Here is a 14,224-nt window from a genome sequence, read left to right on the forward strand (position 1 = left end):
GGATCACGCTCTAGAACGTCGCACCGGCCCTTACCATGTAGGTGCGGCCGGGCAGCGGATAGGCCGAGAAGCGGCCATCGGTGAACGTGCTCGCGATGGCGTAGTCGTAGTAGAGCGCGTTGAACAGGTTGTTTACGCTTAGCGACCAGAAGAAGCGGTCAACTTGCCCGCTCAGCTTGATATCGGCGGTGGCGTTGCCGGGAATCCGGCTCTGGGTGTTGGCCTGGTCGTTGTCCATGATGCGCGAACTCCAGGCCCGGACCGTGGCGTCGAACACCAGATAGTTCTGCCAGATATTCCAGGTGACGCCGAGATTGCCGGTGTAGCGCGACACCAGCGGCACGTCATTGCCGGTCCAGATGCCTTCGCGGAAGACGGCGCGGGTGATCGCCATGCCGCCGCGCAGGGTGACGCTGTCGCTGACCTTGAGCGCCGCGCTGGTTTCGGAGCCGTAGCGGCGGGTGGGGTCGAGGTTGGTGTTGAAGAACAGCACCGGGTTGAAATGGATCTCGTTCTCGAGATCCATCAGATAGACGCTGGTCTGGACCTGAAACAGGTTGGTCTTGACCCGGAAGCCGCCCTCGACGTCCTGCGATGTCTGGGTCTTGAGCTGGAAATTCTGCGGGATCGGGGCGAAGGTCAGCGGGTCGAATGACGGCCCTGATGCAACGCGCTCGTCAACATCGGGCGTGCGGAATGCGCGGGCCGCGCGGCCGAACACCGAGAAGGTGTCGGTCAGGCGATGCTCGACGCCGACATGCAGCGCGTATTGCGTCTCGTTGCTGTCGAGCGGCGCCGCCTGCGCATCGAACGCAAAGGGCGCATTCGGGTCGTAACGATCGCGCGCCGAGATGCTGGTATTCTGGACGCGCGCGCCGTAGGAGATGTCGGTCGTTGGCAACAGGCCCAGCGTATGTTGCCAATAGCCGGCCACGCTCTGCTGCTCGATATTGTAGATGTGGAACGGGTCGACGCCCTGATAAGCGCCGCGCGCCTCGCGGAATGTCGAATCGTAATAGTCGATGCCGGCCAGGATCGTCGACGGCATGCCCAGCATCACATTCTTGACGCTGAGCCGCGGCGTCAGCGACCAGGTCTGCAGCGCGGCATCGTTGTACGTCGAGGCGAAGCTGATGGTCGGCACCGTGCCGAAGAAGCCGCTCTGCGTCTCGCGCTGCCGCCAGCCGCCGTCGACGATGAGGTCGACGCCGTTCATCAGCGTCCTGGTGAAGCCGGCGGTGACGCTGGCGGTCTGCTGGTTGGCATAGTCGAACGGCGTCGCGGCGCCCCGGCGATCGGTGAGCAGTTCGTTGACGCCGATCGACGGATCGACCAGCCGTCCGCCAGGCAGGCCGAGCTTCTGGTCGCTGCCGGTGACGGTCAAGAAGGCGGTGAGATCAGGCGTCGTGTAGTTGATGTTGCCGACGGCGTTGCGCTGGTCGAGCGCATTGTTGACGCGGTAGCCGTCGGACTTGATGCCGTTGCCGTAGAACGAGGTGGACCACGGGCCGGAATTGAGTGCGGCGGAGACCGCGGCCATGCGGGTGTTGAACGAGCCAACTCCGGCCTCGGCCCGCATCGTCGTCGGCGGGCCGCCGACGCCGGTCTTGGTGATGATGTTGACGACGCCGCCCACCGCGTTGTCGCCGTAGAGCACCGCGCCGCTGTTGCCGCGCGTGATCTCGATGCGCTCGATCGAATCGAGCGGAATCGTGGTGAGGTCGAAGCCGGCCTTGTCGACGTCGTTGAGGCGGCGGCCGTTGAGCAGGAACAGGGTATTGTCGGTCGCGAACGCGCCGAAGCCGCGCAGGTCGACCGACGTCTTGGCGCCGTTCGGTCCGCCATAGGGCGTTTGCAGCTGCACGCCCGGCACCTGCGCGAGGATCTCGGGCAACGACTGCACCGGCGAATGGGCGATGTCATCGGCGGTGATCACGGCCGAGGAGGTGCCGACAATGCCGGCGAACTGGCGGCCGCCGGTGCCGCCCGTTCCGGTGGCCACACCGGTCCCTGTCGTGCCCGATCCGGCTCCGCTGCCTGTATTGTTGCCTTGCGAGGTGCCCGGCGCCGGGCGTCGCGGCGCCGGCGCTTCGCGAGCGGCCGGCCTGGCGCGCGTGACGTTCTGGTCGCCCGGCTTGGTGACTTCGATCGCCGGCAGCTGATCGGGAGCGGGTGCCTGCTGCGCCCGCGCTGCGGAGACAAGGAATGCCGGCGCGATCATCGTCGCCGGCGCGATCATCGTCGACGCGAGCAGAAGCGCGCGGCGCCGCCGATGGAAAGGGAAGGAGAACATAAGCAAGGCCTCGGCAACGTCAGTGGCACGTCACCGCGAACCAGTCTCACCATCGTGCTCACAGCATCAGGTGAAGCTCATGCCTGTACTCCCCGACCGGCAGCATCGCGTGTGACCACGGCTGACGGCAGGTCTCCTGGCTCGCGGGTCGTTACCCTTCGTCGCCTTCCCAGGACCGAGATTCCCAGTGGCCTGTGACGAAGGATTCACCGCATACAGTTGCGGGGGCAGCCGCGGCGTTGGGGAAGTTTCCCCGTACCGCATTCCCTTTTCATCTCATGAAAGAACCGTCATGTTCATCTAGGGTTCGGCCGGGCAGCAAAGTCAATCCGGCGGAAGTCGGGCAATGGCCGTGCGGCCACGGTTTTTGTCGAGTGTCGCTTGTCTGCCACGACGATCGCTGTAAGAGCATGGATCCGATGAGCGTGCAGGATTTTGCCTTGGCGGCCGAGGTCGCGGCGCGGCGCCGGTGGGGCGCCACCGCGGCGCTGCTCGCGCTCGTGGTCCTGCTGTGCGTGCTCTCGCTCGGCATCGGGCCGGTGCGGCTGTCGCCGCTCGCGGTCATCGAGGCGCTGTTCGGCGGCAGCAGCGATGTGGCGCAGGTGATCGTGCGCGAGATCCGCCTGCCGCGCACCATTCTGGCATTCGCGATCGGCGGTATTCTCGGGCTGTCCGGTGCGGCGCTGCAAGGGCTGCTGCGCAATCCGCTGGCCTCGCCGTCGCTGTTCGGCGCGCCGCAATCGGCCGCGTTCGGCGCGGTGCTGGTGATCGCGCTGGGCCTCGCCGATGTGCGCTCCTACGCGCTGCCGGTGGTGGCGATCATCGCCGCCTTCGGCTCGGTGTTCGCGCTGCTTGCGATCGCCGGCCGCAATGCCGGGCTGTTGATCCTGATCCTCGCGGGGCTCGCGATCTCGAGCTTTGCGGGGGCGGCGACCGCGCTGGTGATGAATCTCTCGAGCAATCCGTTCGTGGTGTTGGAGATCGCGTTCTGGCTGCTCGGCTCGCTGGAGGACCGCAGCTTCCAGCACGTGGCGCTGGCGCTGCCCTTCATCGTCGCAGGCGCCGCCATCCTGCTCAGCCAGGCGAGCGACTTTCGCGCGCTGACGCTCGGCGAGGAGGCGGCGCAGAGCCTTGGCGTCGACGTCGGGCGGTTGCGGCTTTTCGTGATCACGGGCGTGGCGCTCGGTGTCGGCGGCGCGGTTGCCGTGACAGGCACGATCGGTTTCATCGGCCTCGTCGCGCCTCATCTGATGCGTCCCGTGATCGGTCACGATCCGGCGCGGCTCTTGGTGCCGAGCGCGCTCACGGGTTCAGCGCTGTTGCTCGCCGCCGACATCGCGGTGCGCATCATTCCTTCAACCTCGGACATCAAGGTCGGCGTGCTGACCTCGATCATCGGCGTGCCGTTCTTCCTCTATCTGATCATGCGCGAGCGCCGCGCGCTCGGCGGAGGCGTGGCATGACGTTGCTCTCCGCCGCCGCGCTCAATGCCTCGCTCGGCAGCCGCAAGGTGCTGCACGATGTCTCGCTGTCGCTGCCGTCGGGCCATCTGGTCGCGCTGGTCGGCCCGAACGGCGCCGGCAAGACCACGCTGCTGCGTGCACTGGCCGGGCTGATTCCATCGGGCGGCGAGATCCGGATCGGCGGCGATCCGCTGGCGTCGCTGCCGCTGCGCGAGCGTGCGAAACGCTTTGCCTATCTGCCGCAGGGGCACATGGTGCACTGGCCGCTGCCGGCGCGCGACATCGTCGCGCTCGGCCGCTACCCGCACGGCGCGACCGATCCGGCACGGCTGTCGCAGACGGATATGGAGGCGGTGCTGCGGGCGATGCAGGCGGTCGACGTCACTGAATTCAGCGATCGCCGCGTCACCGAACTCTCCGGCGGCGAGCGCAGCCGCGTCGCGCTGGCCCGGGTGCTCGCGGTGGAGGCGCCGGTGATCCTCGCCGACGAGCCGACCGCCTCGCTCGATCCACGCCACCAGATCGACGTGATGCAGAAGCTGCGCAACGTCGCCGACACCGGCGTGCTGGTGATCGTGGTGACGCATGACCTGGGACTCGCCGCGCGCTTTGCCGATCATGTGCTGGTGCTCGCGGAGGGGCGGCTGGCAGCGCAAGGCGCGCCTGTCGAGGCACTGTCGCAGAGCGTCCTCGCCAGCGTGTTCCGGGTCAGCGCCTATCGCGCCGAATTTCAGCGCGAAGCCGTCATCGTGCCGTGGGCGGACGTCTGATGTGGTCACGGCCTCACCACAAGCTCAGTTCACCTCTCCCGCTTACGGGGGAGGTCGCTGCGCTCGACGAGCGCAGCGGGTGGGGGCTCTCTCCACGATATGGCTCGCGGCGAAACCCCCACCCCAACCCTCCCCCGCAAGCGGGAGAGGGGGCGCACCTTCAGCGTGGCAGCCATCTCGCTTCGCTTCATCTTGGTGCGGTGGTCGCGATACTGCTGTGGCTTATTTCCGCCGGCGCCGCGTTCGCCGCCGGACCGCGCATCGTCTCGATGAATGTCTGCAGTGACCAGCTCGTGCTGTCGCTGGCCGATCCGGACCAGATTATCGGCCTCAGCCGCTTCTCGCGAGATGACTGGCAATCCTGGGCCGCGGAGAAGGCGCGAAACTTTCCGCGCCTGTCCGGCGAGGCCGAGGACGTGCTGCTGCTCAAGCCCGACCTCGTCGTGGTCAGCCTGTTCGACAAGCGCGCGACCCGTGATCTGTTGAAGGCCCACGGGCTGCACGTCGTCGAATTCACGGTGCCGCGCACGCTGGACGAGGTGAAGAACCAGATCCGCGCGATGGGCGATGTGGTGCAGCATCCCGATCGCGCAGAGGCCGAGATCGCGCGCCTCGATGCGGCCACCGCCCGGGCGCGCGCGGCGGCGAGCGCGCATCACTACCGCGTGTTGCCGCTGGAGCGGCGTGGCTTTGTGCCCGGCGACGGCAGCCTGGTCAGCTCGCTGCTGGCGGCAACCGGTCTCTCCAACGCCGCCGGCGAACTCGGCGTCGGCGCAGGCGGGTTTGCTTCGCTGGAGGCGATTGTAAAACTGCGGCCGGATTTCATCCTGGTGTCGGAAGCCGGCGACCGCGCCGAGGATGACGGTCGCGCCTTCCTGCTGCATCCCGCGCTGGAGCGCTTCTATCCGCAAAGTAAGCGCATCGTGCTGCCGGAGCGGCTCACGGTGTGCGGCGGCGTGATGCTGGCGGATGCGCTGGATCGCCTGACGGAAGAGTTGCAGCGAGTGACGCAGTGACCTTCCAAACCCGTCATCCTGAGGAGCGGCGAAGCCGCGTCTCGAAGGATGCACGGCCCGGATACTTCCAGGAGTTCGCGGAAGGAGTGTGGCCGTCGCCCTTCGAGGCTCGCTTCGCTCGCACCTCAGGGTGACGGTGAGATATTTGCGAGCGGGCTAAAGGGTTATGAGACTATCCCATCACCACCGGCCCGCCGGCCTTCTTCCACGCATCGATGCCGCCATCGATATGCGCGGTGTTGGCCAGGCCCGCCTTCTTCGCGGCGGCCACCGCCATTGCCGAGCGCTCGCCGAAGGCGCAGAAGAACACGACGCGGCGGCCGGTTGCGGCCGCGACCTCGCGCAGCATGCCGCCGGGCTGCAGGGTGGCGCAAATCCCCGGATAGGGCGCGTGCAGCGCGCCCGCGAGCGTGCCGTGCTTGGCCCGCTCGGCGCTCTCGCGCAAATCGACCAGAAGGATATCGGGCCGGCCGAGGCTCGCGATGGCGTCGCGCGCGCTGAGGGAGAGGCCCTCCTTGGCGAGTTCATCCTGGTGCAGGCCGACATGCATGTTGGCGGGCACCACGACGTCCATCAGCTTCGGGTTCGGCAAATTGAGGTTGTTCATCAGCTCGACATAGTCGTCGATCGATTTGACCTGCAGCCGCGGATTGTAGCGCTTCTCCTCGCCGATGGTGGAGACGGTATCGCCCTTGTAGTCATGCGCGGGGAACACCATGGTCTCCTCGGGCAGCTTCAGCAGGCGGTTGAAGATCGAATCGTACTGCGCCCGCGCGCTGCCGTTCTGGAAATCGGTGCGGCCGGTGCCGCGGATCAGCAGCGTGTCGCCGGTGAAGACGCGGTCGCCCATCAGATAGCTGTAGGAATCGTCGGTGTGGCCGGGCGTGTACAGCGCCTCGAGGCAGAGGCCCTCGATCGTCACCTTGTCGCCGTCGGAGACGCGCATCGACACAACGTCGGCCTTGCTCTGCTCGCCCATGATGGTGATGCACTGGGTGCGGTCGCGCAGCTCGCCGAGGCCGGTGACGTGATCGGCGTGCAGGTGCGTATCGACGGCCTTGACCAGCCTGAGGTCGAGTTCCTGCAGCAGCTTGCAGTAGCGATCGGCCTTCTCCAGCACCGGATCGAGGATCAGTGCCTCGCCGCCGGCGCGGCTCGCGAGCAGATAGCTGTAGGTTCCGGATACGCTGTCGAAGAGCTGGCGAAAGATCATGACGGCTTACCTATTCTCCGGGCCGAGTCACATGGAGGATATTATTCCATAGATAGGGTCAGTTCAAAGCAAATCCATCCCCGCCCCAGCCGGATCTCGTCACCCTGAGGAGCGCGCTCTTGCGCGCGTCTCGAAGGGTGGACGGCCCGGGTCTTTCCGCGAATGGGACAAGGCATCTGGGCCGCGCATCCTTCGAGGCTCGCTCCGCTCGCGCCTCAGGATGACGGGATATGCATCGCGGTCGTGGAAGAGACGAAGTTACGGCCGCACGTAACTCCAGCCCTGCTCCCGCGGGCGCGCGTTCGCGCGACCCGTTGGCTCGCAATGACGACGGGGCCGTTACGGTCGGACCAGCGTGTATCCGTTCTCGGTGAGCAGCAAAATCTGCGCGACGCCGACCTGCACGGGGGTGGCGGCGGCGATGTAGTCCGGCCGCTTGCCGCTGTCGCGTTCGATCGTGTCGACAGTGTTGAGGCAGATGTCGACCCGCGCGCCCTGCGCGACTACGCTCTCGACCAGCTTGCGGTTCGGGTTGTCGGGCTTGAGCAGGTCGATGCCCGGGCCGAAGGCGACGATCTCGACCGCGACCTTGTCGGGATCGTAGTGCCTCATCAGATTGTTAGCGACGCTGATCACGAGGCCCTGCTTCCTCGGATCGTTGTCGGAGAGCTGCAGCACGACCTTGTGCTCGGCGAACGGCTTGTCCTGCAACGGCGCCAGCTGGGCGTGCACGAGCGGCGTCGCCAGCGCGAGCGCAGCAAGGCCGAATGCCGCGATCAGCGCGCGGCGCGTCATCCGTGCCTCGCGATGCCCGGGTTGTCCTCGACGCCTTTCAGCGTCACGCCGGGTTCGTCGCGGTTCGGCGGCCGGCCGGAGCGCAGATGCCTGGCGACGACATCCCAAATCGGCGCGCCGCTCTGCTGGTTGACCGAGGCCCAGCCTGCGACCTTGTAGTGCTTGCCGGCTTCGAGATGCTTGCCGTTGCCCAGCTTCAGCTCGGAAATGCGCTTGCCGACGGTCTCGGCCGGCGTGCAGGTGTAGGCGAGGCCACCGACGCGGACCATGTCGCCGCCCTGCTGATAATAGGGATCGATGTTGAACAGATTGTCGCAGACGTCTTCCAGCACATCCTTGATCTGGCTGCCCGTCATCTTGGCGACGTAGGTCTCCGGATAGGTGATCGCGGTTTCCGACAGCACGTCTTCCATGGTCAGCGGCTGGCCGGCGAGCGTGGTGATGCCCCAGCGGAAGCCCGGCGACAGCGCGATCTCGGCGTCGAGCTCGTTCAGCAGCGCATCGCAGATCAACTGGTCGACGGTGCCGGAGAAATTGCCGCGGCGGTAGAGCAGCCGGTCGGCCGAGGCCAGCTTGGTGTTCCATTCGTCGACATGCGGATCGCGCATCTTGTCGATCAGCGTCTGCATCGCAGGATCGGGCTTCAGCAATTCGGCGAACACCGGCAGCAGCCGGTAGCGGACGTTGGCGACCTTGCCCTTGGCAAGATCGAGATCGAGCACGCCGATGAATTTGCCGTTGGAGCCGGCATTGGTCACCAGCGTGACGCCGCCGGCATTGGTTACCGTGATCGGGATCGGGATCGCGTCGTGGGTGTGGCCGCCGAGAATGACGTCGATGCCCGTGACGCGGCTGGCGAGCTTGAGGTCGACGTCCATGCCGTTATGCGACAGCAGGATCACCGCCTCGACCTTGTCGTTGTCGCGATGGCCGTCGACAAGCTTCTGCAGCTCCTCGTCGCGGATGCCGAACTTCCAGTCCGGCGTGAAGCGCTTCGGATGGGCGATCGGCACGTAGGGGAAGGCCTGGCCGATGATAGCGACGCGATGGCCGCCGATCTCCTTGATGAAGGACGGCTTGAACACCCGCCCCGACGCCGGGTCGAACGCCTTGGCGTCGTTGAACGCGGCTTCCTCGGTCAGGAACACGTTCTGCGCCAGGAACTCGCCCTTGAAGCGCGAAAGGTTGTCGCGCAGCACCTGCTCGCCATAGGTGAATTCCCAGTGCCCGGTCATCGCCTCGATGCCGAGCAGATTGGCGGCTTCCACCATGTCCGCGCCGTTCATGGCGTTGGCGAGCGCCGAGCCCTGCCAGAGGTCGCCGCCGTCGAGCAGGATCGAACGCTTTTCGCCGACATCGGCGCGCAGCTTGTCGACCAGCGTCTTCAGGTGGGCGAAGCCGCCGAGCCGGCCGAAGCGGCCGGCGGCCTTCTCGAATTCGACGCAGGTGAAGGCATAGGCGTCGGCGCTGTCGGGCCGGATGCCGAAGCGGTCGAGGAAGGCCTTGCCGACGAGGTGCGGCGGCTGGCCGGCCATCGCGCCGACGCCGAGATTGACGCCGGGCTCGCGGAAGAACACCGGCTTCAGCTGCGCATGCGTGTCGGTCATGTGCAGGATGCGGGCGTTGCCGAACCGCTCGAGGTCGTAGACGCTGGCGGTGTCGGCGCTGCGCGCAAGGCGCGGCAGGCCGGCCGTCAGCGTTGCGGCGGCCGCAGCTTTCAGGAATTCCCGGCGGCGGATGATCATCATTCTCTCCGCGCGGCCCCTGGCCTGCGCGCTTTTAACGAACTTCCATGTCCTTCCAGCGTTCCTTTTCGCTGGTGGCCTGGAAGATCGAGGCCTTTGCCAGTGCCTCGGCTTCCTTGGCCTTGGCGACTGCGGTATCGAAATCACCAGCCTCACCGGCCTTTTTTGCGGCAGATAGTGTCGAGGCGGTGGTGGTCCACTGGTTGCGCAGGCTGCCTGCTTCCTTGTTGGCGGCTTCGGCGGCGGCGTAGGCGGCCTTGTAGTCGGCCTCGGAGGCGGCGAGGGCGCCGGTCGCGGTTGCGATCAGCAGGGCTGATGCTGCGAGGACAGCTTTGATGGCCACGCTCATGGCCGTGCTCCCGGACCCGAAATCGGCAGCCCGTTGCTGACATAGGACAAATAGTATTCGAGGTTGCGGTACTCGTCGTCCTGCGGATTGAGCGGCACGCCGCGGATCTGGCTGTTGCAGGTGGTGAAGCGGCGGCTGGTCGTCCCCATTCCGCTCCATTCCGAGCGGTAGATCGGCATCGCGTTCAGGATGCCGAGCGCCGGCGCCAGCACCTCGGCGCGGATCCGCTCGCCCGGGCTCTGGATGTGGCAGGTGGCGCAGGAGAAATTGAGCTGGCCGCGGCGGGTGTAGAAATATTCCTTGCCCTTCTGATAGGCCTCGAGCGCGCGCGGATCGTTCGGGATCTTGATGTCCATCGGCTTGCCGCGCGAGGTGAAGGCCATGTAGGCGGTGAGCGCCGCCATGTCGTCCTTCACATAGGAGAACGGCGCCTCGCCATTGGCCTCGCGGCAGCGGTTGAGTGCGAGCTCGAGCGTGACGACCTTGCCTTCCTTCTCGTCGAAATAGGGATAGTTCTGGCGGATACCGATGCCCTTGTTCGGGAAGCAGTCGGCGTAGGTCTTGCCGTTCTTGAACGGCGTTGCGAACATCTCCTTGCCGGCTTCGAGTGAGAACTCGTAGGGCGGAAACTGCTCCTTCTCCTCCCACTGCCGGTGCAGGTCCTCATTCATCGAATAGGGACCGTTGACGAAATCCTCCAGCTTCAGCTTGGGGAATTTGCTGGTGAAGAATTTCTGGAACGCGGCCTTGTCGGCGGCGGGATCGACGGTGTCGGCCGCGCGCGCGGCCGGCGCGAGCGCCAGCACGCCGAGCGCGAACGTCGCAATTAGATTTTTGTTTTGACGCGTTTTCTTCACGCGAACCGGCGTCCACTTCGCTCGAAAACGCTCTAGAGCACGGATTGCGAGGCGCCGCGTCATTGAATCTTTGCCGTGGCGGTGTCGGTCGCGCCCTTGTTGTCGACCCAGCTGACCTTCAGATCGTCGCCCTTCTTGCCGCCCTTGAAGGCGAACTTGACATAGGGGTCCTTGGAGACGCCGCCGCCCCAGTCGGCGACGAACACCGGCTTGCCGTCATATTCGAAGGTGAGCTGCTGGATGAAATGCGGCGGAATGATCTCGCCCTTGGCGTCCTTGACGAAGCCGGAATCCATCGGATGCTGGATCAGCGCCTGCACCTCGGTGGTGTCGCCGTTTGACGTGGCGCGCACGCGAATGCTCGATGCCATCTGATTATCCCTATTGTTTGCGCATGATCTTGTCGGAAAACCGGTTCCCACTTTTCCGGATCATGCGTACTCAGCCGCCGCAGCCGCCGACGGTGACCTTGATTTCCTTTTTGGCGCTGTAGAGCTTGCCGCCGGCCTCGACGATCGCGGTGACGTTGCTGGTCTTCGCCATCTTGATGCGGTTGGAGACGGTCGGCAGCGTGCCGGCCGGAATCCTGTATGACGCGACCAGCGAGATCGGATTCTCGCTCACCAGAAACGAGATCGAGGTGACGTCGGCCAGCGTCGTGGTGGCGGAGATCGGCACCACCGCGCCGTTCTCGGCGATTTCCGGCGCATCCATCTTGATCTTGTCCGACGGCTCGGCGGTCTTGCCATAGAGCGCCTTGATCGCGTCGGCCTCGTTCTTCTGCTTGAATGCGTCTTCGGGATATTTGTCGTTGGCGGCGGCGAGCGCCTGCGGCACGTCGAACGGAATGACCCCGAGGCCGATCAGCGCGGCGACGCCGGCGCCCTTCAGCACCATTCGGCGCGCCTTGAAAAATTCGCTGGTCGTGATGTTCATCGAAAAAAATCTCCTCAAGCGACGGTCGCGGCGTCACAGCGTCTGCAGGAAGTCCACCACCGCGTCGATTTCCTTCTCGCTCAAAATCCGGTTTCGGCCGAACGGCGGCATCACCGTCTGCGGATTGCGCTTGGTTTCGTCGGTCACGATCGCGATCAGCTCGTCACGGCTGTATTTGGCCTTCAGGCCGCTCAGCTCGGGGCCGATCGTGCCGGGCAGGTCGCCGCCCTTGATGACGTGGCAGGTCAGGCAATTGCCCTTGCCGCGGTCGAAGGCGAGCTTCTGTCCCTCGGCGGCGGACTGGGCCTGCGCGGGCGCGGCCATGGCGGTGCCTGCCAGCAGCGCCAGGACGAAGGCTGGCTTGGAGAAGGTGGCGATCAAGGACGTTTCCCGGGCTTCAATCTCGATGATCCCATCGCAATATAAAGAGTGGAAAGCACAAAGGCCATCGGCTGGCAACACGGAGAATAGGCGCGTTGCGACGGGGTTAATGCCACAGGGGCAGTCCGGCACTGGAGCGCATGTCCTGCGCCTTCCGCCTGTCACGTTTGTGCGGTTGAGATGCAGCGAGGCGTAGGGAGAAGCGCGGTGGCGGAATTCGTGGCGGAGTTTGGCAAGGACGGCCGGCCGGTCGAGGCGGACGGGCGGCTCGATGCGCCGGCGTTCCATCGCAACCATCAGCCGATCTGGGCAGTTCTGAAAGATCACTTCGCCGGCCAATCCGGCGACGTGCTGGAAGCCGGCAGCGGCACCGGCCAGCATGTCGTCTATTTCGCCGGTCAGACGCCCGACATCACCTGGTGGCCGAGCGACCTCCATGCGGCGCACCTGCGCAGCATCGAGGCCTGGCGCGCGCATGCCGCCCTTGCCAACATCCGGCCGCCGCAGCCGATCGATCTGTCCGACCCGGCCTGGTCGCCGGCGCCGCCGGACGGCAAAGGTCCGGACAAACTGCTCGCGATCTTCTGCGCCAATGTGATCCACATCGCGCCGTGGCGCGTCGCCGAGGGCCTGTTCGCCGGCGCCGCGCGGCACCTGCGCGCCGACGGCCGGCTGTTCCTCTACGGCCCGTTCAAGCGCGGCGGCAAGCACACCGCGCTCAGTAATGCCGTGTTCGACACGTCGCTGCGCGAGCGCGACGCGGAGTGGGGGGTGCGCGATATCGCCGATCTCGAGACGCTTGCGGAGCGCGTCGGGCTCAAGCTCGCCGGCAGCTTCGAGATGCCGGCCAACAACATGATTTTGGTCTTTGCCCGCAAGTAGCCGCGCTCAATCGTAAGCCAGGCACCAGCCTGGCCCGCGCAGCCAGCAACGTTCATCGGGGATCCCGGCGTCGCGATAGAGCCGCGTCACCTTCTGCCAGCCGCCGCGGGCGAAGGCTTCGGCGAGCGTTTTTTCGGACGTCTCGTCCCGGCCGCCGTCGCAGGGAATGATCGCGACCGGCGATATCCAGTCCGCTTGGTACTCTGCGCCCTCGCGCCGGATCCGGAACACGGCGCCGGATCGCGCCACCTGCTCCGGCGCGCCGCCCTTGAATCCCTCATCCGAGGTCAGCGGCAGGATCAGGCGGCCGCCGGCGGCGAGCCCGTCGAGCCATCGCGCGGCAGGCCGGGTGCAGCCGGCGTTGACATAGATCACGTCGGCGGACTCGAACGCGACCTGTGTGCCGTCGCCCTGGATGATCTCGACATTTGCGCAAGCGGCGAGATTGGCGCGAGCGTCTGCCGCAAGGTCCGGATCGTATTCGATGCCGGTCACGCGGCCGGACGGTCCGACCAGATGCGCGAGGATCGCGGTGTAGTACCCTGTGCCCGTGCCGATATGCACCACGTGCTCGCCGGCGGCGGCCGCGGCCTGGTGCATGAGATAGGCATGCAGCGACGGCTGGCCGTTGTTGAGACGCCGCTCGGGACGCAAGGCGACGAGATCGTTGGTGTAGAGATAGACCGGGTCGGCATCGGGCGTCGGCGCATAGTCGCGGCTCCACCAGCGCAGCATCATCCATGGTCCCGGGCCGACGAAGTCCTCGCGGCGGATGGCGGCGAAGGCCTCCGTCAGCCGCGGATTGATGGTGTTGGCGGCGGCCAGGATCTGCTTGGCATAGGCCGCGCGGACGATGCGGAGTTCGGCTTGCGGGTCCATTGCCGCTCGCTCCCACGATGTCGCGTGTTGTGTGATTTGACACACCCGAGGTGTGTGAAATAGCATACTGCGACGACGGAGGCCAGAATGAAGAGACGGCTTTATCCGGCCGTGCTGGAGCGCGGTCCGCGCGGCGCGTTCGGGGCGTGGTTTCCGGACTTTCCCGGCTGCGTCGCCGCGGGACGATCGCAGGAAGACGCGATCGAGCGCGCCGAGCAGACGCTGGCGCAGACCGTCGACGGCTGGGTCGAGCAGGGCAAGCCATTGCCGGAGCCGACCCCGATCGAGCGCATCGTGCCGCCGAAGGGCTCCGACGTCGCCGCCTTCTTCATGGTCGGCGTCGATCCGCCCGATCCGTCCGAGCGCGTCAACGTCTATTTGCCGAAGAGCCTGATCACACGGATCGACAAGCATGCCGCCGGACTCGGCATGAGCCGCTCGAGCTTTTTCGGTTTCGCCGCGACGCTTGCCCTTGAATGGCACGTTCACAAGCCGCACCTCGTCGGGCCGCGCTCCAAGGTGCACAAGACCGGCGCGCTGCGCGCCGAGAAGCGGCCGGGCAAGAAGCCAGCGCGGTAGGCGATCGATCATCGAGCGACAGCTCTCTCACCGTCACCCTGAGGAGGCCGCAGAGCGGCCGTCTCG

Annotated in this window: 15 protein-coding genes and 1 riboswitch; of the genes, 5 read left to right on the top strand and 10 right to left on the bottom strand. The window is 66.0% G+C overall.

All coding sequences use genetic code 11. The features are described 5' to 3' along the window. Positions 1–10: 10 nt before the first annotated feature. Entirely contained in the window at positions 11–2,293 is a 2,283-nt protein-coding gene (locus QA635_RS03325) for a TonB-dependent receptor (RefSeq protein ID WP_283066900.1), read from the bottom strand. A gap of 109 nt (positions 2,294–2,402) precedes the next feature. Beyond that, a riboswitch (cobalamin riboswitch) is annotated at positions 2,403–2,600 on the bottom strand. A gap of 112 nt (positions 2,601–2,712) precedes the next feature. Between QA635_RS03325 and QA635_RS03330 the strand changes: the two genes are divergently transcribed. The 3 genes from QA635_RS03330 to QA635_RS03340 all read left to right on the top strand — a co-directional run bounded on the left by QA635_RS03330 (position 2,713) and on the right by QA635_RS03340 (position 5,542). After that, a complete protein-coding gene (locus tag QA635_RS03330) occupies positions 2,713–3,756 on the top strand; it encodes a FecCD family ABC transporter permease (RefSeq protein ID WP_283066901.1) in 1,044 nt (347 codons plus the stop codon). Next, the gene (locus tag QA635_RS03335; protein ID WP_283066902.1) at positions 3,753–4,526 is read left to right on the top strand and encodes an ABC transporter ATP-binding protein; all 774 of its coding nucleotides are present in this window, start codon (positions 3,753–3,755) and stop codon (positions 4,524–4,526) included. Before QA635_RS03330 ends, QA635_RS03335 begins: the two co-directional genes overlap by 4 nt. 200 nt (positions 4,527–4,726) lie before the next feature. Continuing rightward, on the top strand, positions 4,727–5,542 hold the full coding sequence (locus tag QA635_RS03340) for an ABC transporter substrate-binding protein (RefSeq protein WP_283066903.1): 816 nt from the start codon (positions 4,727–4,729) through the stop codon (positions 5,540–5,542). 172 nt (positions 5,543–5,714) lie between these two features. Here the strand turns inward: QA635_RS03340 and QA635_RS03345 are convergent, their stop codons facing one another. From QA635_RS03345 to soxX, 8 genes are all read right to left on the bottom strand, one after another. After that, positions 5,715–6,755, bottom strand: a complete 1,041-nt coding sequence (locus QA635_RS03345) for an MBL fold metallo-hydrolase (protein ID WP_253588628.1) — start codon at positions 6,753–6,755, stop codon at positions 5,715–5,717. Between the two features lie 339 nt (positions 6,756–7,094). Continuing rightward, positions 7,095–7,550, bottom strand: a complete 456-nt coding sequence (locus QA635_RS03350; RefSeq protein WP_283066905.1) for a DsrE family protein — start codon at positions 7,548–7,550, stop codon at positions 7,095–7,097. Beyond that, on the bottom strand, positions 7,547–9,295 hold the full coding sequence (gene soxB, locus QA635_RS03355; protein ID WP_283071460.1) for a thiosulfohydrolase SoxB: 1,749 nt from the start codon (positions 9,293–9,295) through the stop codon (positions 7,547–7,549). The genes QA635_RS03350 and soxB overlap by 4 nt, the downstream gene beginning before the upstream one ends. A gap of 34 nt (positions 9,296–9,329) precedes the next feature. Then, positions 9,330–9,644, bottom strand: a complete 315-nt coding sequence (locus QA635_RS03360) for a hypothetical protein (protein WP_283066906.1) — start codon at positions 9,642–9,644, stop codon at positions 9,330–9,332. Further along, the gene (gene soxA / locus QA635_RS03365) at positions 9,641–10,564 is read right to left on the bottom strand and encodes a sulfur oxidation c-type cytochrome SoxA (RefSeq protein WP_425249125.1); all 924 of its coding nucleotides are present in this window, start codon (positions 10,562–10,564) and stop codon (positions 9,641–9,643) included. Before soxA ends, QA635_RS03360 begins: the two co-directional genes overlap by 4 nt. Continuing rightward, complete coding sequence (gene soxZ, locus QA635_RS03370; protein ID WP_057021236.1) at positions 10,561–10,872, bottom strand: thiosulfate oxidation carrier complex protein SoxZ; 312 nt, start codon at positions 10,870–10,872, stop codon at positions 10,561–10,563. The genes soxA and soxZ overlap by 4 nt, the downstream gene beginning before the upstream one ends. A 70-nt stretch (positions 10,873–10,942) precedes the next feature. After that, positions 10,943–11,437, bottom strand: coding sequence for a thiosulfate oxidation carrier protein SoxY (gene soxY / locus QA635_RS03375; RefSeq protein WP_057021237.1), 495 nt, complete (start codon positions 11,435–11,437; stop codon positions 10,943–10,945). A gap of 33 nt (positions 11,438–11,470) precedes the next feature. Next, a complete protein-coding gene (gene soxX / locus QA635_RS03380; protein ID WP_051448082.1) occupies positions 11,471–11,761 on the bottom strand; it encodes a sulfur oxidation c-type cytochrome SoxX in 291 nt (96 codons plus the stop codon). A gap of 264 nt (positions 11,762–12,025) precedes the next feature. Here soxX and QA635_RS03385 point away from each other — a divergent pair, with 264 nt between their 5' ends. Beyond that, positions 12,026–12,700, top strand: coding sequence for a DUF938 domain-containing protein (locus QA635_RS03385; protein ID WP_283066909.1), 675 nt, complete (start codon positions 12,026–12,028; stop codon positions 12,698–12,700). A gap of 6 nt (positions 12,701–12,706) precedes the next feature. Here QA635_RS03385 and QA635_RS03390 read toward each other — a convergent pair whose 3' ends face one another. After that, positions 12,707–13,579: a protein-L-isoaspartate O-methyltransferase family protein gene (locus QA635_RS03390; protein WP_283066910.1), complete on the bottom strand. Its 873-nt coding sequence runs from the start codon at positions 13,577–13,579 to the stop codon at positions 12,707–12,709. An 87-nt stretch (positions 13,580–13,666) separates the two neighbouring features. On the opposite strand from QA635_RS03390, the gene QA635_RS03395 reads away from it, so the two are divergent. Further along, positions 13,667–14,158, top strand: a complete 492-nt coding sequence (locus QA635_RS03395; RefSeq protein ID WP_225162000.1) for a type II toxin-antitoxin system HicB family antitoxin — start codon at positions 13,667–13,669, stop codon at positions 14,156–14,158. Positions 14,159–14,224 lie beyond the last annotated feature (66 nt).

Origin of the sequence: Bradyrhizobium brasilense (assembly GCF_029714345.1) — a bacterium.
GTDB lineage: Bacteria > Pseudomonadota > Alphaproteobacteria > Rhizobiales > Xanthobacteraceae > Bradyrhizobium > Bradyrhizobium australafricanum.

Coding starts and splice junctions, on each gene's coding strand:
- QA635_RS03325 (WP_283066900.1), bottom strand. CDS start 2,293: ATGTTCTCCTTCCCTTTCCATCGGCGGCGCCGCGCGCTTCTGCTCGCG.
- QA635_RS03330 (WP_283066901.1), top strand. CDS start 2,713: ATGAGCGTGCAGGATTTTGCCTTGGCGGCCGAGGTCGCGGCGCGGCGC.
- QA635_RS03335 (WP_283066902.1), top strand. CDS start 3,753: ATGACGTTGCTCTCCGCCGCCGCGCTCAATGCCTCGCTCGGCAGCCGC.
- QA635_RS03345 (WP_253588628.1), bottom strand. CDS start 6,755: ATGATCTTTCGCCAGCTCTTCGACAGCGTATCCGGAACCTACAGCTAT.
- QA635_RS03350 (WP_283066905.1), bottom strand. CDS start 7,550: ATGACGCGCCGCGCGCTGATCGCGGCATTCGGCCTTGCTGCGCTCGCG.
- soxB (WP_283071460.1), bottom strand. CDS start 9,295: ATGATCATCCGCCGCCGGGAATTCCTGAAAGCTGCGGCCGCCGCAACG.
- QA635_RS03360 (WP_283066906.1), bottom strand. CDS start 9,644: ATGAGCGTGGCCATCAAAGCTGTCCTCGCAGCATCAGCCCTGCTGATC.
- soxA (WP_425249125.1), bottom strand. CDS start 10,564: ATGACGCGGCGCCTCGCAATCCGTGCTCTAGAGCGTTTTCGAGCGAAG.
- soxZ (WP_057021236.1), bottom strand. CDS start 10,872: ATGGCATCGAGCATTCGCGTGCGCGCCACGTCAAACGGCGACACCACC.
- soxY (WP_057021237.1), bottom strand. CDS start 11,437: ATGAACATCACGACCAGCGAATTTTTCAAGGCGCGCCGAATGGTGCTG.
- soxX (WP_051448082.1), bottom strand. CDS start 11,761: ATGGCCGCGCCCGCGCAGGCCCAGTCCGCCGCCGAGGGACAGAAGCTC.
- QA635_RS03390 (WP_283066910.1), bottom strand. CDS start 13,579: ATGGACCCGCAAGCCGAACTCCGCATCGTCCGCGCGGCCTATGCCAAG.
- QA635_RS03395 (WP_225162000.1), top strand. CDS start 13,667: ATGAAGAGACGGCTTTATCCGGCCGTGCTGGAGCGCGGTCCGCGCGGC.